The 23950-nt window shown below is 43.4% G+C and carries 23 protein-coding genes and 1 pseudogene; 10 read left to right on the top strand and 14 right to left on the bottom strand.

What is annotated here, in order from left to right; translation table 11 throughout:
- Positions 1–207 precede the first annotated feature (207 nt).
- From IX91_RS01440 to dusA, 7 genes are all read right to left on the bottom strand, one after another.
- Complete coding sequence (locus IX91_RS01440) at positions 208–984, bottom strand: phosphoadenylyl-sulfate reductase (RefSeq protein WP_004743371.1); 777 nt, start codon at positions 982–984, stop codon at positions 208–210.
- Positions 977–2713, bottom strand: a complete 1737-nt coding sequence (gene cysI / locus IX91_RS01435; RefSeq protein WP_004743372.1) for an assimilatory sulfite reductase (NADPH) hemoprotein subunit — start codon at positions 2711–2713, stop codon at positions 977–979. Before cysI ends, IX91_RS01440 begins: the two co-directional genes overlap by 8 nt.
- Positions 2713–4566 carry an assimilatory sulfite reductase (NADPH) flavoprotein subunit gene (locus IX91_RS01430; RefSeq protein ID WP_004743373.1) on the bottom strand — a complete coding sequence of 618 codons (1854 nt, stop codon included), beginning with the start codon at positions 4564–4566 and terminating at the stop codon, positions 2713–2715. The genes cysI and IX91_RS01430 overlap by 1 nt, the downstream gene beginning before the upstream one ends.
- Positions 4567–4692: 126 nt before the next feature.
- Positions 4693–4923, bottom strand: coding sequence for a hypothetical protein (locus tag IX91_RS01425; protein WP_004743374.1), 231 nt, complete (start codon positions 4921–4923; stop codon positions 4693–4695).
- Positions 4924–5077: 154 nt separating this feature from the next.
- Positions 5078–5740: a TIGR04219 family outer membrane beta-barrel protein gene (locus tag IX91_RS01420; protein ID WP_004749436.1), complete on the bottom strand. Its 663-nt coding sequence runs from the start codon at positions 5738–5740 to the stop codon at positions 5078–5080.
- A gap of 131 nt (positions 5741–5871) precedes the next feature.
- Positions 5872–6081: an envelope stress response protein PspG gene (gene pspG, locus IX91_RS01415; protein WP_004743376.1), complete on the bottom strand. Its 210-nt coding sequence runs from the start codon at positions 6079–6081 to the stop codon at positions 5872–5874.
- 160 nt (positions 6082–6241) lie between these two features.
- A complete protein-coding gene (gene dusA / locus IX91_RS01410) occupies positions 6242–7243 on the bottom strand; it encodes a tRNA dihydrouridine(20/20a) synthase DusA (protein WP_004743377.1) in 1002 nt (333 codons plus the stop codon).
- A gap of 109 nt (positions 7244–7352) precedes the next feature.
- Here dusA and IX91_RS01405 point away from each other — a divergent pair, with 109 nt between their 5' ends.
- The 4 genes from IX91_RS01405 to IX91_RS01390 all read left to right on the top strand — a co-directional run bounded on the left by IX91_RS01405 (position 7353) and on the right by IX91_RS01390 (position 10325).
- Complete coding sequence (locus tag IX91_RS01405) at positions 7353–8420, top strand: site-specific integrase (RefSeq protein ID WP_004749437.1); 1068 nt, start codon at positions 7353–7355, stop codon at positions 8418–8420.
- A 396-nt stretch (positions 8421–8816) separates the two neighbouring features.
- Positions 8817–9509: a hypothetical protein gene (locus tag IX91_RS01400; RefSeq protein WP_236642837.1), complete on the top strand. Its 693-nt coding sequence runs from the start codon at positions 8817–8819 to the stop codon at positions 9507–9509.
- The gene (locus tag IX91_RS01395) at positions 9493–9834 is read left to right on the top strand and encodes an STAS-like domain-containing protein (protein WP_004748277.1); all 342 of its coding nucleotides are present in this window, start codon (positions 9493–9495) and stop codon (positions 9832–9834) included. The genes IX91_RS01400 and IX91_RS01395 overlap by 17 nt, the downstream gene beginning before the upstream one ends.
- Positions 9834–10325, top strand: coding sequence for a hypothetical protein (locus IX91_RS01390; RefSeq protein ID WP_004748279.1), 492 nt, complete (start codon positions 9834–9836; stop codon positions 10323–10325). Before IX91_RS01395 ends, IX91_RS01390 begins: the two co-directional genes overlap by 1 nt.
- Before the next feature lie 779 nt (positions 10326–11104).
- On the opposite strand, the gene IX91_RS26565 is transcribed toward IX91_RS01390, so the two are convergent.
- Both IX91_RS26565 and IX91_RS26785 read right to left on the bottom strand, forming a co-directional pair.
- The gene (locus IX91_RS26565) at positions 11105–11263 is read right to left on the bottom strand and encodes a hypothetical protein (RefSeq protein ID WP_154662705.1); all 159 of its coding nucleotides are present in this window, start codon (positions 11261–11263) and stop codon (positions 11105–11107) included.
- Positions 11260–11520, bottom strand: a pseudogene (locus tag IX91_RS26785) (hypothetical protein); the annotation flags it as partial. The pseudogene IX91_RS26785 and the gene IX91_RS26565, both read right to left, overlap by 4 nt.
- 268 nt (positions 11521–11788) lie before the next feature.
- Between IX91_RS26785 and IX91_RS26980 the strand changes: the two are divergent.
- Positions 11789–11941, top strand: coding sequence for a S24 family peptidase (locus IX91_RS26980; RefSeq protein WP_330216909.1), 153 nt, complete (start codon positions 11789–11791; stop codon positions 11939–11941).
- A gap of 221 nt (positions 11942–12162) precedes the next feature.
- Entirely contained in the window at positions 12163–12672 is a 510-nt protein-coding gene (locus tag IX91_RS01370) for a hypothetical protein (protein ID WP_236642835.1), read from the top strand.
- Between the two features lie 274 nt (positions 12673–12946).
- Here IX91_RS01370 and IX91_RS01365 read toward each other — a convergent pair whose 3' ends face one another.
- Both IX91_RS01365 and IX91_RS01360 read right to left on the bottom strand, forming a co-directional pair.
- Positions 12947–13405 carry a hypothetical protein gene (locus IX91_RS01365; RefSeq protein ID WP_236642834.1) on the bottom strand — a complete coding sequence of 153 codons (459 nt, stop codon included), beginning with the start codon at positions 13403–13405 and terminating at the stop codon, positions 12947–12949.
- A complete protein-coding gene (locus IX91_RS01360) occupies positions 13383–13793 on the bottom strand; it encodes a hypothetical protein (protein WP_236642832.1) in 411 nt (136 codons plus the stop codon). Before IX91_RS01360 ends, IX91_RS01365 begins: the two co-directional genes overlap by 23 nt.
- Positions 13794–14293: 500 nt before the next feature.
- Here IX91_RS01360 and IX91_RS01355 point away from each other — a divergent pair, with 500 nt between their 5' ends.
- The 4 genes from IX91_RS01355 to IX91_RS01340 all read left to right on the top strand — a co-directional run bounded on the left by IX91_RS01355 (position 14294) and on the right by IX91_RS01340 (position 20071).
- Complete coding sequence (locus IX91_RS01355; RefSeq protein WP_004748291.1) at positions 14294–15331, top strand: response regulator; 1038 nt, start codon at positions 14294–14296, stop codon at positions 15329–15331.
- A gap of 18 nt (positions 15332–15349) precedes the next feature.
- The gene (locus tag IX91_RS01350; RefSeq protein WP_004748293.1) at positions 15350–18949 is read left to right on the top strand and encodes a response regulator; all 3600 of its coding nucleotides are present in this window, start codon (positions 15350–15352) and stop codon (positions 18947–18949) included.
- A 178-nt stretch (positions 18950–19127) separates the two neighbouring features.
- Positions 19128–19592 (top strand): zinc uptake transcriptional repressor Zur, encoded by a 465-nt coding sequence (zur, locus tag IX91_RS01345; protein WP_038197529.1) that lies wholly within the window; start codon positions 19128–19130, stop codon positions 19590–19592.
- 17 nt (positions 19593–19609) lie between these two features.
- The gene (locus tag IX91_RS01340; protein ID WP_004748296.1) at positions 19610–20071 is read left to right on the top strand and encodes a chemotaxis protein CheX; all 462 of its coding nucleotides are present in this window, start codon (positions 19610–19612) and stop codon (positions 20069–20071) included.
- A 55-nt stretch (positions 20072–20126) separates the two neighbouring features.
- Here IX91_RS01340 and cysC read toward each other — a convergent pair whose 3' ends face one another.
- From cysC to cysN, 3 genes are read right to left on the bottom strand one after another with little or no spacing between them, the layout of a single operon-like run.
- A complete protein-coding gene (gene cysC / locus IX91_RS01335; protein ID WP_004748298.1) occupies positions 20127–20744 on the bottom strand; it encodes an adenylyl-sulfate kinase in 618 nt (205 codons plus the stop codon).
- Between the two features lie 12 nt (positions 20745–20756).
- Positions 20757–22481, bottom strand: a complete 1725-nt coding sequence (locus tag IX91_RS01330) for an SLC13 family permease (protein ID WP_004748300.1) — start codon at positions 22479–22481, stop codon at positions 20757–20759.
- A gap of 25 nt (positions 22482–22506) precedes the next feature.
- Positions 22507–23934 carry a sulfate adenylyltransferase subunit CysN gene (gene cysN, locus IX91_RS01325; protein WP_004748301.1) on the bottom strand — a complete coding sequence of 476 codons (1428 nt, stop codon included), beginning with the start codon at positions 23932–23934 and terminating at the stop codon, positions 22507–22509.
- Between the last annotated feature and the right edge of the window lie 16 nt (positions 23935–23950).

Genomic DNA, 23950 nt, shown 5'->3' with positions numbered 1-23950 from the left:
AGAGATCGCGCTCACATTGGCAAGCGTTATTTTGAAAAAATTGCAAAAATAACGTTTAACAGGCTAACTTTCGCCCAAAGCCTTATTTATCCAACTTTACCCAAATCAAGCCAACAAAATATTCACAGAGTTATCCACATTCGCTGTTTTTCACGCAAGAAGAAAGGCCGCTCTCGCGACCTTTTTATCTATATATAGAGGGAAAAACTAAATCCCCGAACCATCTTGCTCACTATCGTCTTCGTGAAGACCACATTCACGCTTCAATCCAAAGAAACGAGTTTCTTCTTCACTCATACCTGGCTCCCACTTCTTGCTTGTATGGGTATCACCAACAGATAGATAACCTTCATCTCTTAGGGGATGATAAGAAAGTCCGTTTTGCTCTAGGTAATAATGAACATCTTTATTTGTCCAATCGATCACAGGCAAGAACTTAAACACACCATTTTGAATCGATAAGATAGGTAAGCTTGCTCGTGATTTAGATTGCTCACGACGTAAACCTGAGAACCAAGTCCCTACCTCAAGCTCATCTAAAGCTCGCCTCATCGGTTCGACTTTATTTAGTTTGTTGTATTTCTCTATTCCCTCTATACCTTGTTCCCATAATTTTCCATAACGCGCTTCCTGCCAGTTAGCACTTTCTTTTGCACGATAGACCTTAAGGTTTAGCGTCAACTGCTCACTTAGCTGATCAATAAAGCGGTAGGTTTCTGGAAACAGATAACCAGTATCAGTCAAGATAACGGGGATATCAGGCTTTTGCTCAGTAACAAGGTGCAACATAACAGCAGCCTGAATACCGAAACTAGAGGAAACAGCGAACTGACCTTCAAGGTTTTCAAGCGCCCAAGCAACTCTTTGCTGCGCAGTTAGCTGCTCTAACTCTGCATTAATTTGACCAAGCTGGAGTATTTGTTCCGTCTTAGTTAATGAGAGAAGTTTCGCTAACTGAGGTTTAGAAGCGACAGAATCAAGCATGTAAGTCCCTCTTCGATACTTTTACCTCTTGGATGATTCCAGCACGAATTGCAAAATCACCAAACCCTTCACCCGTTTCACGCTCTTGCGCCCAACGACCAACAAGCTGATCGATTTCTTCAAGAATCTGCTTATCGGTAATGTTCTCTTTGTACATCTTTGGAATGCGTGTACCCGCTCGGTTACCACCTAGGTGGAGGTTATAGCGCCCTGGAGCTTTACCGACTAAGCCGATTTCAGCCAACATTGCACGACCACAGCCATTCGGACAACCAGTCACACGTAAGATGATATTTTCTTCTTCTGGCAAACCGTGTTTCTCAAGTATGCCTTCTACGTCTGTTACAAACTGAGGTAAGAAGCGCTCAGCTTCAGCCATAGCAAGTGGGCAAGTCGGGAAAGCGACACATGCCATCGAACTCTTACGCTGTTCACTCACGCTATCATCAATCAAACCGTGTTCACGTGCGATCTTTTCGATCTTGGCTTTTTGACTTTTCGAGACGCCCGCAACGATTAAGTTTTGGTTAGCCGTCATGCGGAAATCACCTTTATGGATCTTGGCAATTTCGGCAACCCCTGTCTTAAGAGGTTTACCTGGAAAATCTAGTAAGCGTCCGTTCTCGATAAACAGTGCTAAGTGATGTTTACCATCGATACCTTCAACCCAACCGATACGATCGCCGCGGTCAGTAAATTCATAAGGTCGACTTTCAGCAAACTCAACGCCTGCGCGCTTTTCTACTTCTGCTTTGAACACATCGATTCCGACGCGATCTAAGGTGTACTTGGTTTTGGCATTCTTACGGTTCGAGCGGTTACCCCAGTCTCGCTGAGTGGTAACCACTGCCGCTGCAACATCAAGCGTTTTCTCTAGTGGAACAAATCCAAAATCATCGGCACGACGGGCATAAGTAGAAGTATCACCGTGGGTCATTGCCAAGCCACCACCGACAAGAACATTAAAGCCCACCAGCTTACCGTTCTCACCAATCGCCACAAAGTTAAGATCGTTGGCGTGAACATCAACATCATTTTGCGGCGGAATCACTACCGTCGTTTTAAACTTACGAGGAAGATAAGTCTTACCTAGGATTGGCTCATCACCTTCTGTTGTCTCTACTTTCTCGCCATCTAGCCAGATTTCTGCGTATGCCTTAGTCTTAGGTAGCAAATGCTCACTGATTTTCTTCGCCCATTCATAGGCTTCTTGATGCAGCTCTGACTCAATTGGGTTAGTGGTACACAAAACGTTACGGTTCACGTCACCCGCAGTTGCAATCGAATCAATACCAATACTGTTTAGGGTTTGGTGCATCAACTTAATGTTCGGCTTAAGAACTCCGTGAAACTGAAAGGTTTGACGAGTCGTCAGGCGAATACTGCCGTAAAGAGAGTGCTCCGTTGCGAACTTATCAATCGCTAACCACTGATCCGGTTTGATAATGCCACCCGGCATGCGAGCACGCAGCATGACATTATGTAGCGGCTCAAGTTTTTGCTTTGCACGTTCGTTACGAATGTCACGGTCATCTTGCTGATACATGCCGTGGAAACGAATCAGCTGAAAGTTGTCAGCAGTAAAACCACCCGTAATTCTGTCTTGTAGGTCTTGCTCGATCGTACCGCGTAAGAAGTTACTTTGCGTTTTTAGACGCTCGTTATCAGAAAGCTTTCCTAAGTCTTCGCCTAATACAACCTGCTTATTATTCTCAGTAGAAAAAGTCATTAGTACACATCCCTTTGATAACGTTTCGCTTTACGTAGTTCGTTAATAAATTCTTCCGCATCATCGCGTGATAGCTTGCCTTGTTGCTCAGCAACATGAATCAAGGCTTCATGCACATCTTTCGCCATGCGTGTTGCATCGCCACAAACATAGATGTAAGCGCCTTCTTGGATCCACTGCCATACTTGCTCGGCATTTTCTAGAATTCGGTGTTGGACATAGACTTTCTCTGCTTGATCACGGCTGAATGCCACATCAAGGCGATTGAGTAATCCAGATTTAAGGTACTTCTGCCACTCCACTTGGTAGAGGAAATCTTGAGTAAAGGTACGATCACCGAAGAACAACCAGTTTTTACCTTCTGCATCTCGATTATCACGTTCTTGAATAAAGCTGCGGAATGGCGCGATACCTGTACCCGGGCCAATCATGATAACTGGGGTGTTGTCATCTTGAGGTAGTTTGAAGTTATTGTTGTTCTCAACAAAGACTTTCACTTCGCCGCCTTCTTCCAAGCGCTGTGATAAGAAGCTCGATGCCCCTCCGTAACGCTTTTCATCCCCTTTGTCGTATTCAACTAAGCCTACCGTTAGATGAACTTCTTCATCCACTTCACTTTGGCTTGATGCGATAGAGTAAAGACGCGGAGTTAAACGACGCAATAAACCAACCAACTCTTGTGCAGATAACTTAGCCTTTTTCTCAGCAAGTACATCAACAACCTGAGTATTCCCAGCGTATTCACGTAACTTGTCTTTGTCTTCCACCAGCTTTTGTAGTTTTTTACTGTCAGACAACTCTGCAAACTTAGTTACTAGTTGAGGGTTAGCCGCTGTAATCTCGAACTTGCTGACCAAAGCGCTATGAATCGATAGGCTCTCGCCATCAACTTCAACGCTTTCTACACCAGATAGGCCTACTTTAGCTAAAATGGCATTAGCGAGATCGCTGCTGTTTTCAAACCATACACCTAGCGCATCACCCGGTTGGTAAGTTAAACCTGATTCTTCGAGATCGATCTCTACATGGCGAACATCTTTACCTGAATCGCGACCTGTTACTTTTTGGCTCGTCAGCAATGTCGCTGTATAAGGATTTTGTTTGTTGTATGGAGAGTGCCCTGGTGCCGCTTGGCCTACTGGGAGTTGCACCACTTCCGCTTCTGCACCAGACGATAGCGCCTCTTTAACTTTCTCTAACGCTGAAGCACGCCACTCAGCGGCCGGCGCTTCATAGTCAACATCGAGATCAACACGATCGATAAATGAAGTGGCACCTAACTTAGACAAAAATGCATCAAAGTCTTTACCTGTCTGACAGAAAAACTCGTAGCTTGAGTCACCTAAGCCAATCACGCCATATTGCAGATTTGGCAATTTCGGTGCTTTCTTCGACTGTAAGAACTCATGCAACTCGATAGCATTGTCTGGTGCTTCACCTTCACCATTGGTTGATGCCACGAAAATTACGTGCGTTTCTTTGGCAAGGTTTTTACCTTTGTAGTCACTGGCATCAAACAGCTCAACGGCAATGCCCTGTGCTTTTGCTTCTTGCTCTAACGCTTCAGCAACGCCTTTAGCATTACCCGTTTGTGATGCGAAGATAATTGACAGTTTTCCAGCAGGTTTAGCCGCAACAGCAGCTGCCGCTTGATTAATTGGAGCAGAAGCTGCCGCCGGTTGAGCTTGAGCTAATCCCCAGAAATAACCGCTCACCCAAGCTAACTGCTGCGCCGACAGATCGGTAACCGTCTGTTGTAGCGAGCTAAGCTGTTGATCATTAAGAGGAGCAGCGATTGATGGTAATTCTTGTGGTGTGTTTCCTTGAGAGGACACGTTCTTGTTCAAAGACATGGTCTCGACATCCCTATTCATTGCGTGATGATAGATTAACCACTCTCTTTAATAACAAGAAAGAATAGAAGTGAATGTTTTATAACTTTTCGAATTAAAGAAAGGAGAAGAATTGAACTAACTCACCTACTTGGCTTCGACTCTGACTTGTTTGAAACCTACCGCCATTGCTGACTTCGACGCGAGGTCTAAGTTCATATAGTGACATTCTTCACCATGAGAGTCGGTTAAAAGAACAAAGCCTCCACGGGCATGACGAAACTCAACGATCCAACTGCCTTCCTGAGCCGATGGCTCGATGATGGCTTCAACCAATTGCTGCTCTCGATAAAGATGTCTAAGTTCATTGATAGTCATGAGATTCCTTTCTCTGGCTAAAAACACTATTCCTCTTTAAGCATGGTCAATCGACAAGAAAGTGCTAAATGAATTATGTAAATATAATCAATAGATATAAAAAAACGCCGTCTTAGAAGACGGCGTTTTAAAAAAAATCAATATTAAAGCTTCGTTAGAACGAGAACTCTGCTCCAGCAAAAAAGCCATTAGCGAAAATAAATGGTTTACCTAGATTTGAGCCTTCAGCAGGCTTAAAGATCTCTTCAGCTTCAAGGTCTATGACTCGGTAACCACCGCGCAATGCCAAAGTACTGCTCCCAAGCGGCAGTCGATACTGCATCCCAGCTATCAAGTCAGTACTCTTAATCCCGCTATTATTGCCAAAGTTCATTTCACCAATCACATCAAGATTGGTATTCGGCACCGTAATTTCTGCATAGCCGTACCAAGCCCAAATCATCTCATCAAAGTTCTTTACGTCATTAGTATCCGCGTTGACGTACTTAGTATTACTCAAATCACTGAAGGTCATACCCGCATCAAAATGCATTAAGTCATGCTCCAGAATACGGTAATACAAAGTCAGATCTAATTTGTTGAATGCCATATAGTCGGCATCGACCGTAGAATAGCGAACGCGTGCATCTGGGACATATTTAACATCATGTTCTATCGCAGCATAGAAGCTCGGTGTGGTATCGCTTTCTCGGTTGACTTCATTTACTTCAGTCTTGGGAAACCACATTTCGGCGCCAAACTTAGTGGTTAGAGACGATTCTGCCAATGCAGACGTAGAAACAACAGCTGCCAACGCAATTGCGGTTTTTAAACCCATAAATTTGACTCTCCAGTTAATCGCAATAGGCAGCACCTCGCTGTGCTGCCTTAGCTAGACAAGTATGGTATGCGTCAAATACTAATGCATATTTGTACGACTAGCCATCAAGTATTTGTCTTTCAATCTATTTATCTAGGCTGAGCCACATAGGATTTAAAGAACCAAATACCGATTGCAATAACAATGAGCCAAGGCAACAACTTAAGGACTGCTCCTACCATGCCAAGCAGTACCATGACTACCAAAGAAAACGCTACACCCGCAAGCACTGTCACCATAGTCACACCAGTGACTAGCAATGTAGCAGCAAATACCATGATAAAGATCAGTTCAAACATACGATTCTCCTTAGTTGACCTAGACTATCTATCAGGATACGTGCCAAACTCACACCCAAACATAAAGCATTGATAAATAACAAATAAAAAAGAGCACTCTATTTGAGTGCTCTTTAAAAATCTTCGATGAGGTAAAATTAACCAAGTAACTAGGTATTTTTTACACATCCAACTCTTTAGGAATTTTTGCCAGTGCAGCTTCAACCACTTCAATACCCGAACCTGGTTTGTGCGCGTTTTCACTGATGTAACGACGCCACTGACGAGCACCAGGCATATTTTGGAATAGACCTAACATATGACGAGTAATATGACCAAGATACGCACCTTGAGATAGCTGCTGCTCAATGTATGGGTACATCTCTTCAACCACTTGGCTGCGTTTCTTCACTGGCTTATCCAAACCAAAGATCTCTTGATCAACGTTAGCTAAGATATATGGGTTTTGATACGCTTCGCGCCCAACCATAACACCATCAAGGTGCTGAAGGTGCTCCTTGCTCTCTTCCAGTGTCTTAACGCCACCATTAATCGCAATTGTCAGGTGCGAGAAGTCTTTCTTGAGCTGATAAGCACGCGGATAATCAAGTGGTGGGATCTCGCGGTTCTCTTTTGGACTCAAACCAGATAGCCAAGCTTTGCGCGCATGAATCGTGAACTGCTCACAACCGCCCTTCTCAGAGACAATTGATACAAAGTCAGTTAGAAACTCATAAGAGTCTTGGTCATCGATACCGATGCGAGTTTTCACCGTAACTGGGACATCAACTACATCACGCATTGCAGAAACACATTCAGCCACCAGCTCCGGCTCTGCCATTAAGCACGCACCAAAACGACCGTTTTGAACTCGGTCTGAAGGACAACCGACGTTAAGGTTAATCTCATCATAACCACGCTCCGCCGCTAACTTAGCACACGTAGCCAAATCCTGAGGGTTCGAACCACCAAGCTGAAGCGCCACTGAATGCTCTTGCTGGTTATAAGCTAAGAAGTCACCTTTACCGTGAATGATTGCACCAGTTGTCACCATCTCGGTGTAGAGCAGTGTTTCACTTGTCAGCAGGCGATGGAAGTATCGACAATGGCGATCCGTCCAATCGAGCATGGGCGCAATGGAAAAGCGGTTAGCCGAGTATTTACTAGTATTGTCAGGTTTCATAAGGTGTTACTCGAAATCTATATACTGTATAAATATACAGCAATCTGCTAGAATTGCCCTTAGTTTACTCATTCAGTACGGATATAGTACGTATCAAGGAGTAGGACAGATGGCGTCATTCAGCATTAAAAAACGCACACTAAAAAGCGGAGAAACTCGCTTCACAGTGGACATCATCGTAAAAAATAATTCGGCGATTATACACAGAGAATCAAAAACATTCAGGAAAAAAGAACTCGCCCGAAGCTACGGATACAAACGCGTCCAGGAGCTTGAAGACCCTGAAACATTTAGCCAAAAATCCGTACCAATATACGTACTACTCGACAGATTTATGGAAGAGCCTGATTTATGGGATAAAACAGGTCGTACAAAGAAGTATGTTATCCAACTTCTTAGAGATTGCGACATATCCAATATCGAGAGCAATCGACTTCGAACCAGTGATCTAATTACTCACTGTAAGAATCGTAGGGCTGCTGGAGCAGGCGGCGCAACCATCTATCACGACATCGCCTATCTGCGCTCTGTCATGAAAAAAGCTAAGCCCGTCTTTAATATCACAGCTAACTATCAAATTTTCGAAGAGGCGGTTCCTGTTCTCTCTGATATGGGATTAATTGGAAAAAGCCAGAAGCGAACCCGACGCCCAACTTCTCAAGAATTGGATAAGCTTAGAAATGGTCTTTTAAAGAGAGAAAGCTTTCGTCCAAATGGCAAGACTCGTATTCCTTTCACTGACATTCTAGAGTTCAGCATCCTAACCTGTATGAGAATTGGTGAAGTTTGCTCAATCCGCTGGGAGGACTTAGACAAGACAAACAAAACGGTAGTAGTTAGAGATAGAAAAGACCCCCGTAAAAAATCTGGTAATCATATGCTAGTTCCGCTGCTAGGAGGTTCGTTCGATATCGTCATGAAGCAATCCCAGGGAAGGGAACGCATTTTTCCGTACAATCCTAGAAGTGTTACAGCTGGTTTTCAAAGGGTTCGAAATGAACTGGGTATACAAGATCTTCGGTACCACGATTTAAGGCGAGAAGGAGCTAGCCGACTATTTGAAAAAGGGTACTCTATTGAAGAAGTGGCACTAGTCACTGGGCATAGGAACCTTAATATACTGTGGCAAGTATATACTCAACTTTATCCCGCCAACCTACATTCTTCGTACAATTAACACCTTTTGGTTAAACTTAAAATATATGCATATACGATCAATTATTTTAACTCTTTGTATTGTATGAACATTAGCAATACTTCATAGTCCTATATACAAACAACTTCTTAATTGAGGCTTCGCTTTAGATTGGACGATAGATTTACCGAGTATCTTGAAAGACTAGACAGCAGACTCAAAATTAAGTTTTTTAGTCAGAAACGCCGTATGCACTTCACGGTATCGGAAGAGCTCTGCGTTTACTACAAACAAAGAGACTTTACTCTTAACTTTCTCAGCAACATTAGTTCAGCTCTGTTTAAACACAACGTAAAAGTGCATTTAGATCTCACGGCATGCCCTAATATCTCAGCTGCCGCCCTAGTTATGCTTTTTGCTGAAGTAAGCCGAGCAAGAATGGCTCTGGAAGAAGATGATGTCATAACTATAGAGCTCCCCAAAGAGTTTAGTGACACGTCTTGGGAAGAAGCAATCACTCTGCATTACAGAAAGTACGCTTCGCTATTTGATAATGACCACACTTTCCAAACAGTTAGTGAGCCCAATAAGGCTATGGCCTCCATCATGAAGCTACTATTTAAAAGTGGTGTTGTTCTAAGTAAGCCTGACACTCGAGTGTTTACTAAAGGTGTCAATGAAGCAATGCTCAATGTAATTAACCATGCCTATAGTGATCAATTAGAGCCTTTAGGAGGTATTGGGCGCAGGTGGTGGCAAGCTTGTTGGCTACAAAAAAAAGCCAATGGCGACGAGACTCTAGTGTACATCATCTTTGATTTGGGTTGCGGAATGCTCAAATCTTTACCAAACCAAAATAATGAAACACCAGTACAACACATTACTAGGGCAATGAAGTATGGCGTAACCCGAACCGATGAAGTTGATCGCGGTAAAGGAACCAAAAATATGGAAGAAGCTACAATTATTAGAAACAATTCCTTGATGTTTATTGGTTCTAATAATGCTATATATATAAAAGCAGAAGGTCAGAACTCTCAAGCGTTAGAGAGTCGCCTACCATTTGACGGCACCCTTGTAGAGTGGCAAATCTGCATACATAAGGAGGAGTCCAATGATGTACCAAATTGACTTAGCCAAAGACTTTTCTGAATTTCCATTTGGCAGAACATCACCAGAGGATGGTGAATTCACTGGTCAACGATTTAGAGATAACATTCTAAAACCTGCTATTGAGCGTCTCAAAGCAGGGGATAAAATCGATGTAAACTTAGATGGGATCATTGTAGGAATTGGTTCTTCCTTCCTGTCTGAGAGCTTCGGAGGAATGGTTAAGAAAGGCTATATCTCAAAAGAAAGACTGTTAGAAGTACTCATCATCACTTGTGAGGATGAAGTGTACAAAAGGGAAATCAATAAATATATAAACGAAGCTGTAGTTGAAGAAGAAGCTTAATGGCTGTTAGTTCAATAATTATAGGTGCTGGGGTCTCATTTAGCATTGCGTGGCTAGGTTGGAATAAGCTTGAAAAAAGAGCCGAAAAGACTTCTCTTCGTAGTGAATCGTTTTCTTTGTTAGGGCCGACAATAACATTGATCTCAGAGTTTCGAGAAATGGCTGAGAACAGCCTCTATGAACGAAGCTCTAGCTCTTACGACCCGATTAGCTCCAAAGATAAGCTAATCAAGCGCCAAGGTTTCGATATTAAGTTTCACGCAAAGTATCAATTACTAAAAACTAAGCTCGCGCAGCTACAAACTCGTGGAATCTCTATTCCGGAAGATAAGCTAGTTGAGCTTAGAATGGCGTTTACTACCTCAGAAATCGACAATATCAAAAGCTACTCTATCGCTCTTAATGCCTCTGACAGAATAGAAGTAGAGCTGTATTCAGCTTTTGAGCGAACTTACCCCAAAAGCGAAAGTTGGGTAAAAAAATATCTTTAACCTCTATAAGCCTGCCTTTACGCAGGCTTTTTACTCTTTATCTACCGCTAATAATCACACCCACTCGTAACCTTTTCCCAACCACTTCCACTCCTTTCATTGTTAAAGTTACTTAAACAAAAATGTAGTGGTATTTATTCAAATAAATTTTGTCACTCGATTTTTGTACGCTTGAAAAAAAGCGCTTATGTTCAATGACATAACTATAGTCTTTCTCGTGATACTTGTAGTTACCGTCTCTTCAGCAAATATAGTTGGTGTCAACAACCAAACGAATGGTGACAATGTTGACGATAACTCTACAAAATCACTAGAACAGCCAGCGAAAACAAACCATAAAAAGTAGTTATACCTATTTACTAAAAAACAAAATACAAATATGATACTAGTTAAATACAGAATCACGCATCAGTCTGATGCAAGCGGTTACTTTGGCCGTTGTCACAACCCTTGAACTCCACTTTTTACCTTATCTCGGAGGACTTATGGGAACATTCGCGGCAACAATGGTAGTGAAGTGGGTAAGCGAACAGGTAGTAGGTGCAGCACCAGCGGGGCTTTGCAGGGGACTACATAAGACCTTTAGCGACACGGAACTAGTAACCGTAAGTTTGGGCTAGTGATGCTATGCTGCTTTACTACCTGTGAGCTCCACCAATTTCTACAAGCGCCACTAAGAAGCGTAGATGACCTATCTACGCTTCTTAGATCTTACAACTCGCCCTCCTTTCACAAAGCGATAACCCTTTTTTAAACGTCCATTCCTTTTCAAGCCTTTCTTAGCCATGACTATCCTCCAGTTTTCGGATCCGTTGTTCCTGGTCTTGTTGGACTTTCTTAATCCAATTGATGTCTGTTTTGAGCGCGGCAATAGTGCCAGCACTTGAGACCAGACCTGTGACTAGAGAAATGACCAGAGCTTCTACTAAACCCATCATTTCCCCCTATATCTGAATGAAAAGAACTCCAGTAAATAACGCACCATAGAGCGAAACCCAAAGGTATCAATGACTACTGCCCCAACGATGTACCAGTAGTATTCCGGTACGAACTCGAGCGCTTTGAATCCATCCTGGACGTAACCGGCATAGTCAGGAATGAAAGACAAAATGAGTGGGATGAACACCACCAGCATAATGAACTCATCTTTCAAACCACGCTCTCGAATCGAGACTTCATCCAGGGACGTCGATTTGGCTAAAGTGTTAAGAGTTTCGACTTCAACAATCCAAACGTGGCGTTATAGAGAAAAAATTCCTGATGATATTTTCCTAAAAGCACAACAAGTTGCTCAGCACGGGAGCGTTACACCTCGTGGTTATGTTTTCATCAAACTTTAAGATGTGGAAGTAAGCGCAGGCTCAGGCTCTCTAGTCTAGAATGAAGACCTTTCCAATTCTTTACTTTTTAGTGAGAAATACATCCGTAAAGATCTCGGTTACAACCCAGAGAATGTTTTCCTGTTGTCAGTCCGTGGCGACAGTATAGAGCCCACGCTCAAGAACCAAAGCATAGTAATGGTCAACAAAATCGATGATTTTGCCTCGGATGGAATCTATGTATTTCGGTTTGAAGGCGCGCTGTTGGTTAAGCGGTTGCAATTCCTTGCAGAATAATACAAGTCACAAGTGACAGCCCAACGTACCAACCTTGGCGCATAAAAAATAAAGGTATAGAATACAAGGACTTCCAGATAATAAGGGAAGTCGTTTGGTCAGGAAAAAGGATTTGAAGTAGTTGTTGAATTTAAAAATACTTATATAAGTGGTCGTTGTATGTCAGACGAGTATCTAGGGAGTTCAATTACTCTCCAAGAGTAGAATCTTTTGTTAGAGGTATGGTCACAACATTCTATTCAATGCTATTGGTTGGGGGGATGTTTTATATTTTACACCTCGATCAGCAATCAGATACAAAATGGAATGCAATGCTCTCTTGGAACTCAGACTGCCACTATACGAGTATGGAGAACATAGCCGCCCCCACAACGAAAGAGCTAAGAGAGATAAGGTGTTTGTTAAAAGAAGTTACAGACAAAGAGGAAAAACGTTCTTCTTCTATTTTCTCGTCAATTCCTCATCTATTTCCATTTGTCATGTTGCTCATCGCAAGTATTGCCTTAACCTACAACGTCGGAATGAAACTAAGTGAGCTAAGGCGATACGTGACGTATCAGATCAAAATAAAGAAGCTCAATGGACAGGAAAAATGGGAACTGGAGCTCTGCAATGAAGGTATGCAGAATGAACAATTTTACGAAATTTGGTTCCTTGACCTTACATTCAAAACAACATTACAGAACGTCATTTTTTTGGCAAAAAGGGAAAACTTCCACATAAAACGCTAGTGACTGGAAAACGAGGAGTTTTGAACTGCTTTGAACCAGTTAGCTATGAGTTGACTTCGAAACAAATAAAAGCGTTCAAATCGAACAATAAACATACATATATAATTATAACAAACCCTAGAGGTAAGATTTTCGCCATCAGTAGAAAAGCAAAACGAAAAGGCCTTCTCTTATAACTCTGCTTTAAAGAACATAGCTCAAATGCTTCCTTTATTTACGAAAAAACCACCATCTGGTGGTTTTTCTATATAGTAGGTTTATGTCACTCTAGCTATTATTGGGGATACCAGCCTTGCTCTTCAATAACATATCGAAGACTAAATGGTTCACTAAAGCGCTTCTGCAAGTCCATCAGTTTGACCATATCAATATTTTTCATTCTTTCAGCGGCCTGCTCTTCAAGTGGTATTAGATCGACAGCGTGTCTTTCATACACCTCTTTTGCATTTTCCTCATCGATAGCTTCCAGTAAAGCGTCAGTTTCGGCTTTAGAACACTGCCTATCGTTGTAGTTCGCTAGATAGCCTGCCACATTCTTTTGATCTTCAAGCGATAACGATTCAAACCATGCAGAGTCAGGAAAAGGTACTTCATTACTGCGGGCTAAATCCACGCAGAAATCGATACGATCTAACCATTGTTTTTCCAGTTGCTCGATACTGGCTTGGCTAGAAGCGCAACCAGACAATAACGTGATAGCGATTAAGACTTTACTTCGATAGTTCAACGACACACCCCCAAAATTTTTGCTCTTCCCCATTAGTAAAGATTTGGCGCTCCATAGCGATTTTTAAAATTGCACTTCGAGTAAATGAAGACGACCCTAGCATGGCCTTACCAAAGGTATCCCAGTCATTTTCCCGGATAGTAATCATCGTTTCAAATGGACTTTTGGTCACACTTGGCGTCCCAAAAATAAAGTAAAACGGCGTCGCTGCTAAGACTCCTGACAAAAGATTACCGGACTCCATGATGGATTTTATATCCGCTACATCTCTTTTACTTCTTTTACTGAGCTGCATGTTTCTTATTTCACAAACGCCAATACTCGCCATCACTGATACCATTCTAGTTGCATAAAATCTTGTGCTGGTTATACCGTTAGAGATCAACTCTGTCATCCATCAAACCGTGACGATCAGCCAATAAATGTGACAACTTGCAATTTGACTATCAGAAACCTCACAGTCACTAACGAAAATCAGAGCGAGTATTAATATGGTATTAAGCGTGGGAGTATTAAAAAGTACGTATATAGTACGTATGGAGGGCTTGCGAGTTTAGGTATAGCTTAAAAGTGAGTCCAATCGAGCATGGGCGCATTGGAAATTGTTGTTTCGTTTCAGTGTTCGACACGAAGCTACCTCTAAACAGTCAGTACCGCTTTCAAATAACGTCCCTATTTCCAACGCGGCATCAAAAATAATCGCGCGATTATACACCGCTGTGGGAAAAGATTCAGGTTAAATACCGTCGGTAACAAATAACGATTATTCAAACGTAGGTCACGTTATCTAGGATGAGTTATACGACCACTGAATTATTGAGTGCCAATATTTATAATAAATAACTATTCTATGGATTAATAAGTCAATGATTCTGCAGTAAAGGATTTACCGCAATGCCAATTGAACAGCATGAAAAACCTGTAATTCTGGTTGTCGATGATATCCCCGACAACATCCATACTTTGTCAGGCATTCTTTCTGATGACTACCGTATAAAAGCGGCAACGAGCGGCGCAAAGGCCTTACAAATTGCGAGTACCAAACCTTACCCACACCTCATCCTGCTCGATATTATGATGCCGGAAATGGACGGTTACGAGGTATGTGAGAAACTTAAATCCAATCCAGTCACCGCTGAAATTCCAGTTATTTTCGTTACCGCTAAAGCGGAAGTGGTTGATGAGCAAAAAGGCTTCGAGATGGGAGCTGTCGACTATATTACCAAACCCGTTAGCCCGCCTATCGTTCAAGCTAGGGTCAAAACGCATATTTCTCTGTATGACCAAAACCTCTCATTAGCCAACAAAGTGAAAGAACGGACTGCTCTACTGGAAAAAACTCGTCTTGAGGTCATTCAGCGCCTTGGTCGAGCGGCGGAATATAAAGATAACGAAACAGGCATGCACGTTATTCGCATGAGTCACTACTCGAGAATCCTTGCTCAGCAGTTAGATGTGAGTGAGCGATGGGTTGAGTTGGTGTTCCAAGCCTCCCCTATGCATGACATTGGTAAGATAGGTATCCCTGACGCAGTGCTGCGCAAACCGGGCAAACTGGATGCTGAAGAGTGGGCAGTGATGCAAACCCACGTAAAAATCGGTGCAGATATCATTGCAGACAGCGACACACGATTAATGCAGATGGCACAAGAGATCGCGCTTTATCACCACGAAAAGTGGGATGGCAGTGGCTATCCTCATGGATTAAAGGGGGAGGATATTCCGCTTAGCGCGAGAATTGTTGCCATTGCGGATGTCTTCGATGCCTTAACCAGTGAACGTCCTTACAAACAGGCATGGCCGATTGAAAAAGCAACGGCTTTACTCGAAGAAGAAGCGGGCTCACATTTTGATCCAACGCTGGTCCCAATCTTTCTCCAACAACTCGATGAGATTTTGAAAGTTAAAGAATCTTTTAAAGATGAATTCTAATCAACCACTGAGGCTTGAATGGACTCTGTAAAAAACTACGCTCTCGATTCCAAACGTATTCTTATTGGCTTTATTATCGCGTCGGTGATGTTACTCATTGCAGGCATTATCGGATGGTTAAGCCTAACTCAACGCTTTAACACCGTTGATCAATATGCCAATAACGCTCAGCTGCTCTCAACCCTTGATGGTATTAAAGTTATCGAGCAAAGCTATATTCGCCAGCCAGATGCCCAACTGCAAAACCAACTGTCGCAGGCGGTCAGTAAAGCACAATTAATTGCCAGTGATGCTGTAAGCAATGGGGCTGACTCGCAGATTCAAAGCTCACTCGCTCAATATCATCAGCAGTTTGAAACCTATGTGGAGCTGAGTGAAAAGTCCGCTCAAACACGGACGGAATTGTCTGAGACCGGAGACTACGTCGAGAGCTTAGTGCAAGAAATTCAGCTTGAACACGAACAGTTCATCGAGTCGAGTATCGTGTCGATTGATGAACTTAGAGATAAAGTCGACCGAGAATCTGACCTCGCGATTCAAGCTCATTGGTTGGTCAGTCTGATAGCTAACTCTCAAGCAGAGCAGAAAACCTACATCGTTTCCAATCAACAAGAATCTCTAAACCTTGCTCAGCTAGAACTAAAAAAAGCGGAGCAACTGATCAATAAACTTGAGCGCGACGTCACCGATAGCGAAAGCCAACAGACAATTGCTCTAATCAAGAATGCAAAAAACCGTTACAGCTCAGCCTTAGTTCAACTTCGCAGTTGGCCGAAGTTGTCTAAACCTCTGCAGGCGAATATATCTTCCCAGATAGAAAGATCGGTCACTGAACTGACTCGGGTCTCAATCGAGCTACGTTCACATCTCCAGCAACGACTCAAATTCGCCCAGCAAGCCGTAACCAATGTTCAGCTCTCTATTAGTGACAAGCTTTCTATCAGCACCAACTTATTGGTATTACACACTGAGATTAGTAATGCACAGCAAAGTGACAAAGACTACGCTATTACTCAACAAATTGAGCGTCAGTTACAGCTTAAAACAGAAGTTGAGAACAACCTTATTGCTGCCATCGAACTGTTAGAAAACCTCTATGAGCAAGTTGTCACTGAGGATGAACAAATTCAAATCAGTACGCTACAAGACGCGACACAAGATTACCTAACTCTGTTCAATCAGCTCACAGACTTACGTGGTGAGAAAAACCGTCAAATCCAAGCACTCAAACAGCAGCATCAAGCCATCATTGAGCTAATCTTACCTGGCTATGAAGCACAGCTAGCCACAGTGGAAGACTCTGGCAGTATCGCACGTAATCTAGCCATTGGTGGTGCAATCTTCCTAGTTACACTTTTACTCCTAGGCTTTCTAGCCAATAAATCTCACTCTGCCTTAGAGCGATTTGCCGAAAAGCTTGCGATTGCGCGTGATGACGCAGATTCAGCGAACAGCGCTAAGTCGGATTTCTTAGCGAATATGAGCCACGAAATCCGCACCCCGATGAATGCGATTATAGGTATGAGCTACTTGGCGCTCAAAACCGATTTAACTAAAGCTCAGCGTAACTACATTCATAAAGTTAAGCTGTCTGCAGACTCCCTACTTGGGCTGATCAATGACATACTCGACTTTTCTAAGATTGAAGCGGGTAAGCTAGATATTGAAAACGTCGATTTCCATTTAGAAAATGTACTCGACAATATTTCGAACCTTGTTGGTTTACGTGCTTCTGAACGCGGACTTGAGCTGCTGATCCACATTGATCGTGACGTGCCCACTACCTTAGTCGGCGATCCTCTGCGCCTTGGGCAGATCTTAATTAACCTCGCCAATAACGCGGTCAAGTTTACAGAGAAAGGGGAAATCAAAATATCCATTCGAGTTGCCGAACGTAATGGTGATGACCTAGTACTAGAATTTAGTGTTGAAGACAGTGGTATAGGCATGACAGCCGAACAAACCGCTAAGTTGTTTAGCAAGTTCACTCAAGCTGATAGCTCAACCACACGAAAATATGGTGGTACAGGATTAGGGTTAGCCATCAGTAAAGAACTTAGCCAGTTAATGGGCGGGGATATCCGTGTAGAAAGTGAAGCAGGTAAAGGCTCATGCTTTACCTTTACTGTAGCCTCCAAAGTCAGTCACGCCCTGAAACAAGAAGAGATCGCGGTTCCTGTCGAGCTAGGAAAACTGAGAGTACTTGTCGTCGATGACAATGCCAGCGCTAGAATTATTGTTGAAGATATCCTTGAATCACTACGATTTGACGCTCACAGCGTAAGCAGTGCAGATGACGCACTCGCTGAGCTCAATCAAGCACTCAGCAATGAACAACCTTATGATCTACTGATCACTGACTGGCAAATGCCTGGCAAAGATGGCATTGATTTACTTGAGATGGTTAAAGCTCAGATTTCTCAATCTCAACAGCCAAAACCACTTATGTTGACCGCCTTCGGTCGAGAGGAACTCACCGAAATCATTGAACAAAGAGGCATTACGGTTCCTAGTATTCTCGATAAGCCGATAACAGCGTCTCATCTTTTTGATGCCATTGTTTCTCTGTACGGCGTTGACCATGCTCGTCTAAGTCGCAGTGAGGCAGAAGAGCAGAACCAACTAGCCAATGTTCAGCAACTGGCTGGCGCCCAACTTCTGTTAGTTGAGGATAATGAAATCAACCAAGAGTTGGCTATTGAGCTTCTTGAAGGCCAACAAATGCATGTCACCGTGGCGGAGAATGGTCAGGTTGCTCTCGATCTGTATAAGACCAATGAGTTCGATGGCATTCTGATGGATTGCCAAATGCCAATTATGGATGGCTATGAAGCTACCCAATATATTCGCACCAAGCTAAGTGACCATTCGATACCCATTATCGCCATGACAGCTAACGTGATGGAACGAGATAAGGTCAAAGCCGCAGAAGCAGGAATGAACGACATTATTGCTAAACCTATTGATGTCGGAAGTATGTTTAGCACTCTGGCCAAATGGATTACGCCAAAACATCCTCAACAGTTTGTCGCACAGTCTGCGCAGCACAATTCAGACATTCCTGAAATTGAAGGCGTCGATACACAAGCGGGACTGATTCGCTCTAGCGGTAATAGCAACTTGTACAAAAAGCTTCTTGAGCGTTTTGCCACGACATATCGAGACACTGATGCTGTCTTGCTGGCACTTTCAGATCAAGACAAAGAGGTGAGAAAGCGCAATATTCACTCTCTCAAAGGGGTATCTGGAAATATTGGTGCTAGTGAACTCCACCAGCTAAGTGCTTCACTAGAGCAAGATCTAGATAACAGCACTTTACGTAAAGAGTTAATCCAGCAACTTAAGCAATTAATTGACAGGATAGAGCAAGCTCTTGCCGCCTCACAACCAGAAACGAAAACGGTACAAGCTACAACTAAAAATTATGACCAAGAGACATATGAAAAGCTCTACTCGGCCATTGAACAAAGCGATACCGAGGCGGTAGCCATCATCAATGACATTGACTCAGGCAAGCAGATTGGCTTGAGCAGTGCTCAGTTATCAGAGCTTTCCCGCGTGGTCGAAGAATTCGATTTTGAGCGTGGATTGCAGATCTTGGACACAGCTCAACGATAAGAAATAGCTAAAATGCTGTTATTGGTATCGTTTTTTATGTAGATAAGGTAAGTTATAGCGTTCCAGACAAGTTAGACATTATTCACATTATGAATAAGTAACTTACTGACAAAGCTATAAGATATTACCTAGTAAGCGACGATAAACCGCGAGAAATGGTATATTATTAAAATGTCCAATGGTAATGGTGATAAGTTTGGACCTGCATTTAGTGAAGCAAGTTGAAGAGATATGCTCTGCCCGAGGTGTACGCCTTACAACTCAGCGTAAGCGCGTATTTGAATTGATATGTGAGAGCCCAAAGGCCTCTAGTGCCTACGAGCTACTTGAAGATTTGAAGCAAAGTGAGCCTCAAGCAAAACCACCGACCGTATATCGGGCGTTAGATTTTTTGTTGGAGCAAGGCTTTATTCATAGGGTAGAGTCAACCAATAGCTACATTCAATGTGTTTCATGCAATGCACATAAGCATTTCTCGCACCTATTGATTTGCGATAAATGCGGGAGCGTTATTGAACTTCAAGATGATAGTTTGGTAGCCTTACTTGCGAACAATGCGGAAGCACATGGTTTTACCATCAATAATCACGTAATTGAGTCACACGGTACTTGTCAGGCATGTTCTGCTGACAATGCGAAATAAAGATATAGAAGAAGATTATGCGCGCTGAATTTGTAAACCCGTTTTTAGCTTCATTGATGAACGTATTAAAAACGATGGCTTCGCTGGAATTGAAGCCACAGAAGCCTCGTGTGAAGAAAGATGAAATCGCACGTGGAGATGTATCAGGTTTAATAGGGATGGTTGGCACTCAAAGCCGCGGCTCTATGTCTATTACTTTTGATGAAAGCCTCGCATTAGAGATTATGCAGAATATGCTAGGTGAGCGCCCGAATGGCCTTAACGATGAAGTAACGGATATGGTGGGTGAAATCACCAATATGGTTACTGGTGGTGCAAAGCGTATTCTTGCAGAAAGTGGCTTCGATTTTGATATGGCTACACCGGTTGTTGTCTCTGGTAAAGGCCACACTATCCGTCACAAGTGTGAAGGTTCTATCATCATCATGCCTTTCACCTCTCAATGGGGTAATGCTTTTATTGAGATCTGTTTCGAGTAGTAAACCACTCAAGTGAATCAATAAAAAACGCTTCTCTAGGGAAGCGTTTTTTAGTTTATGCGATAACTTGTCTTTCCTTGAGAGCCGCCAAGCAATCTTCTACCAGAGCTTCAATCGATTTCTCACCAGCGCGTAAATCTATTTCTGGGTTAATCGGCGCTTGATATTCAGAATCAATACCTGTGAAGTTTGCAATTTCCCCTGCTCGCGCTTTCTTGTACAAACCTTTAGGGTCACGCTGCTCGCAAACTTCGAGTGAGGTGTTGACGAAGACTTCAAGGAACTCTCCCTCAGGTAGCATCTCTCTGACCAACTGCCTTTCCGCGCGATGTGGTGAAATAAACGCTGATAAAACAATTAAGCCAGCATCAGCCATCAACTTAGCTAGTTCACCAATGCGTCGAACGTTCTCACGACGATCTTGCTCTGAAAAGCCCAAATCACTACATAGGCCGTGACGTACATTGTCTCCATCTAGCAGGTAAGTATGAAAACCCGCTTGTGCAAGACGCGTCTCTAACGCTCCCGCTACGGTAGATTTACCTGCACCAGAAAGACCGGTAAACCATAGTACCACCGGCTTTTGCTTCTTTAACTGAGAGCGAAAAGCCTTATCAATAGAGTGTTGATGCCATACGACATTTTCATCTTTAGTTGGCGTTTCCGTAGTCATAATTCAGTCCTTTTAAAACGGAAAGAAGAGTGGAATCAGCGTTAACACCAATACGGAGTAAACAATAGAAAGAGGAATTCCCACTCGAACGTAATCTGTTAATTTGTAATTGCCTACACTGTAAACCAAGAGATTGGTCTGATAACCGTAGGGAGAAATAAAGCTCGCGCTAGCGCCAAAAAGCACTGCCATAATGAATGGCATTGGGTCGACACCGTAGCCAATCGCCATGCTGTAGCCGATAGGAAACGACAACGCCGCCGCTGCATTATTGGTTACAAGCTCAGTTAAAATCAGGGTTAGTAAGTAAGTGGCAACCAAGGCACCAAATACACCCCAACCATTGAAGCCTTCAATAAACATCTGGCCTAAGCTAACGGACAAACCTGTCGACAGCATCAGTTGAGCGATGGAGAGCGCTGAACCAACAATCACTACGATATCAACGGGAAAACGTCTGCGAAGCTCACCAAGCTGAACGACACCAAAAAACAGCGCAGCCAAGAGGAAAACAGACAACCCTTTTATCAGCGGCACGATCTCAAGCAGCGCAAGGGCAATAACGCTCGCAAAACCGACTAACACCATTGCCGACTTATTGGCATCCAAACGCGCGCTCGAATCTAAGTCATTCACTAAGACAAACTCTTTACGATGCGCACGGCGCTCTTGCTCAAAGCGTTTACCCGGAACAAGGACCAAGGTATCACCCGCATTGAGCGTAATATTCCCTAACCCGCCCTGTAAGCGTTCATGCCCGCGACGTATGGCAACAACAACTGCATCAAAACGATCACGGAAGTGACTCGATTTAAGCGTTTTATTGCAAAAGCTTGCCGAAGAGCTCACCACCACTTCGACAAAGCCTTGGCCGTTGAGGTGATGCTGGCCAAATAAGGTCAGCCCCTGAATTTCTTGCAGCGTAGCAACACTTTCAATATCACCACAAAACAGCAATCGGTCACGAGCTTGAAGCACAAAGTCCGGTTCAACAGAAGGCATGGTTTCACCGTCTCGTACCACTTCGGCTAAGAACAATTTACGTAGGGCGCGTAAGTTGTTCTCACTAATGCTACGACCGACCAATGGCGAACCTGGTTCGACTCTCGCCTCAAGAAAATAGGGCAACTCATCTTGGCTATGATCTTCATAATTGGGCAACAGATAACTGAGCGGGATTAAGATCAACATGCCACCAAGTAAGACAGACAAACCGATCATTGTTGGAGCAAAGAAGCCAAGACTGGGTAGTCCGGCATCTTCAACAAAGCTGTTAATGATCAAGTTGGTCGACGTACCGATCAAAGTCAGTGTGCCACCTAAGATCGCGGCATAAGAAAGCGGGATCAATAGCTTTGAAGGTGCATGCTGCTGGTTACGTTTAATGGCGCCAATCAAAGAGACCACGACCGCAGTATTATTGGTAAAAGATGAAAGTAGCGCTGTTGAGACGCCCAGTTTGGCTACAACAGTACCCAACCTTCCGGTTGAAAGTGAGCGGCTTACCCAGCTAATCAGGCGAGTCTTTTCTAGTGCTGCTGATGCTAAGATCAGCAGCACTAAAGTGAGTAGCGAAGAGTTGGTGAAATTAGTCGCCACTTCACCTAGCTCTATCATACCACCAAGGAAAGCAATAAATGCTGCTCCGGCGAAGATATAACTTGGTTTAATTCGTGTTGTTACCAAGCATGCTACGATGCCGAGTAAAATTGCCAACACAAATCCTTGCTGCCACATAACGCTTCCCTACTCTAGCAATCAGCTATTTAAGTAGCTGACTAATATCTTTTGCTTCCCAGTGTGGGAAGTGCTTGCGAACTAAGGCATTCAGCTCTAGTTCAAATGCAGAGATATCAGAGTTTTTCACTTCAACACTTGATAGACTTTCGCGCACAAGACCTGCACCGACCGTTACATTGGTTAGGCGATCGATGATGATGAAACCACCAGTGTCTTGGCTAGCAAGATAGTCATCAAGCGCAACAGACTCAGTTAAAGTCCACTCACACAAGCCGATACCATTAAGAGGTAACTCAACTGCGCTGTGCGTTGATAGATTGTTGATGTCATATTGGTGGCGAATCGCCTCGACATGACCGACCGTTTTCTTACCAGCAATCTTCACGTCATAATCACGGCCTGGCTGAAGTGGTTGCTCTGTCATCCACACGACATCAGCAAGCAAGTGGTTACTCGACTCAACTTGCGCATTCTCTAGCACAATCAAATCACCACGGCTGATATCAATCTCATCTTCAAGCGTTAACGTGACGGCTAGTCCTGCCTGAGCTTGTTCAAGGTCACCGTCAAAAGTGACGATACGTGCAACTTTCGACGTTTTACCTGAAGGCAACGCCTTAACTTCATCACCCACTTTGACGCTACCGGAAGCAATCGTGCCAGCAAAGCCACGGAAATCTAGATTCGGACGGTTAACGTATTGGACAGGGAAACGGAACTCACCAATTTCTTTATCTTGGTCAACATCCACGTTTTCTAGAATCTCAAGTAACGGCGAGCCTTCGAACCAAGCCATTTTCGGGCTAGGCTCAACAACGTTATCCCCTTCAAGTGCAGAAAGCGGGATGATTTGAATATCGGTTTCGCCTTGCAGGTTTTTGGAGAACTCAAGATACTCATCGCGAATCTCTTCAAAACGCTGCTGCGAATAGTCAACAAGATCCATTTTGTTTACCGCAACCACAAAGTGCTTAAGACCAAGTAGGTTTGAGATAAATGAGTGACGGCGAGTTTGATCCAGTACGCCTTTACGTGCATCAATCAAGATCACTGCGAGATCACAGGTCGATGCCCCTGTTGCCATATTACGCGTGTACTGCTCGTGCCCTGGAGTATCTGCAATGATGAACTTACGTTTCTGTGTTGAGAAGTAACGGTAAGCTACATCGATTGTGATCCCTTGCTCTCGCTCAGCCTGAAGTCCATCGACAAGCAAAGCAAGATCTGGACGCTCTCCGGTAGTACCAACGCGTTGGCTGTCGTTGTGAACGGCTGCTAATTGATCTTCATAAATTTGCTTAGAGTCATGCAGTAAGCGACCGATCAAGGTACTTTTACCATCATCTACTGAACCACAAGTGAGGAATCTAAGTAGTGATTTGTATTGGTGTTGTTTTAGGTATCCTTCAATACCAAGCTCTTCAAGCTGAGCTTCAACTGCGCTATTCATGTTCTTTCCTTAGATC

This window comes from Vibrio tubiashii ATCC 19109 (genome assembly GCF_000772105.1).
Taxonomy (GTDB): domain Bacteria; phylum Pseudomonadota; class Gammaproteobacteria; order Enterobacterales; family Vibrionaceae; genus Vibrio; species Vibrio tubiashii.
The sequence above is the reverse complement of the archived record's forward strand: the minus strand, read 5'-3'. Positions and strand labels throughout refer to the sequence as shown.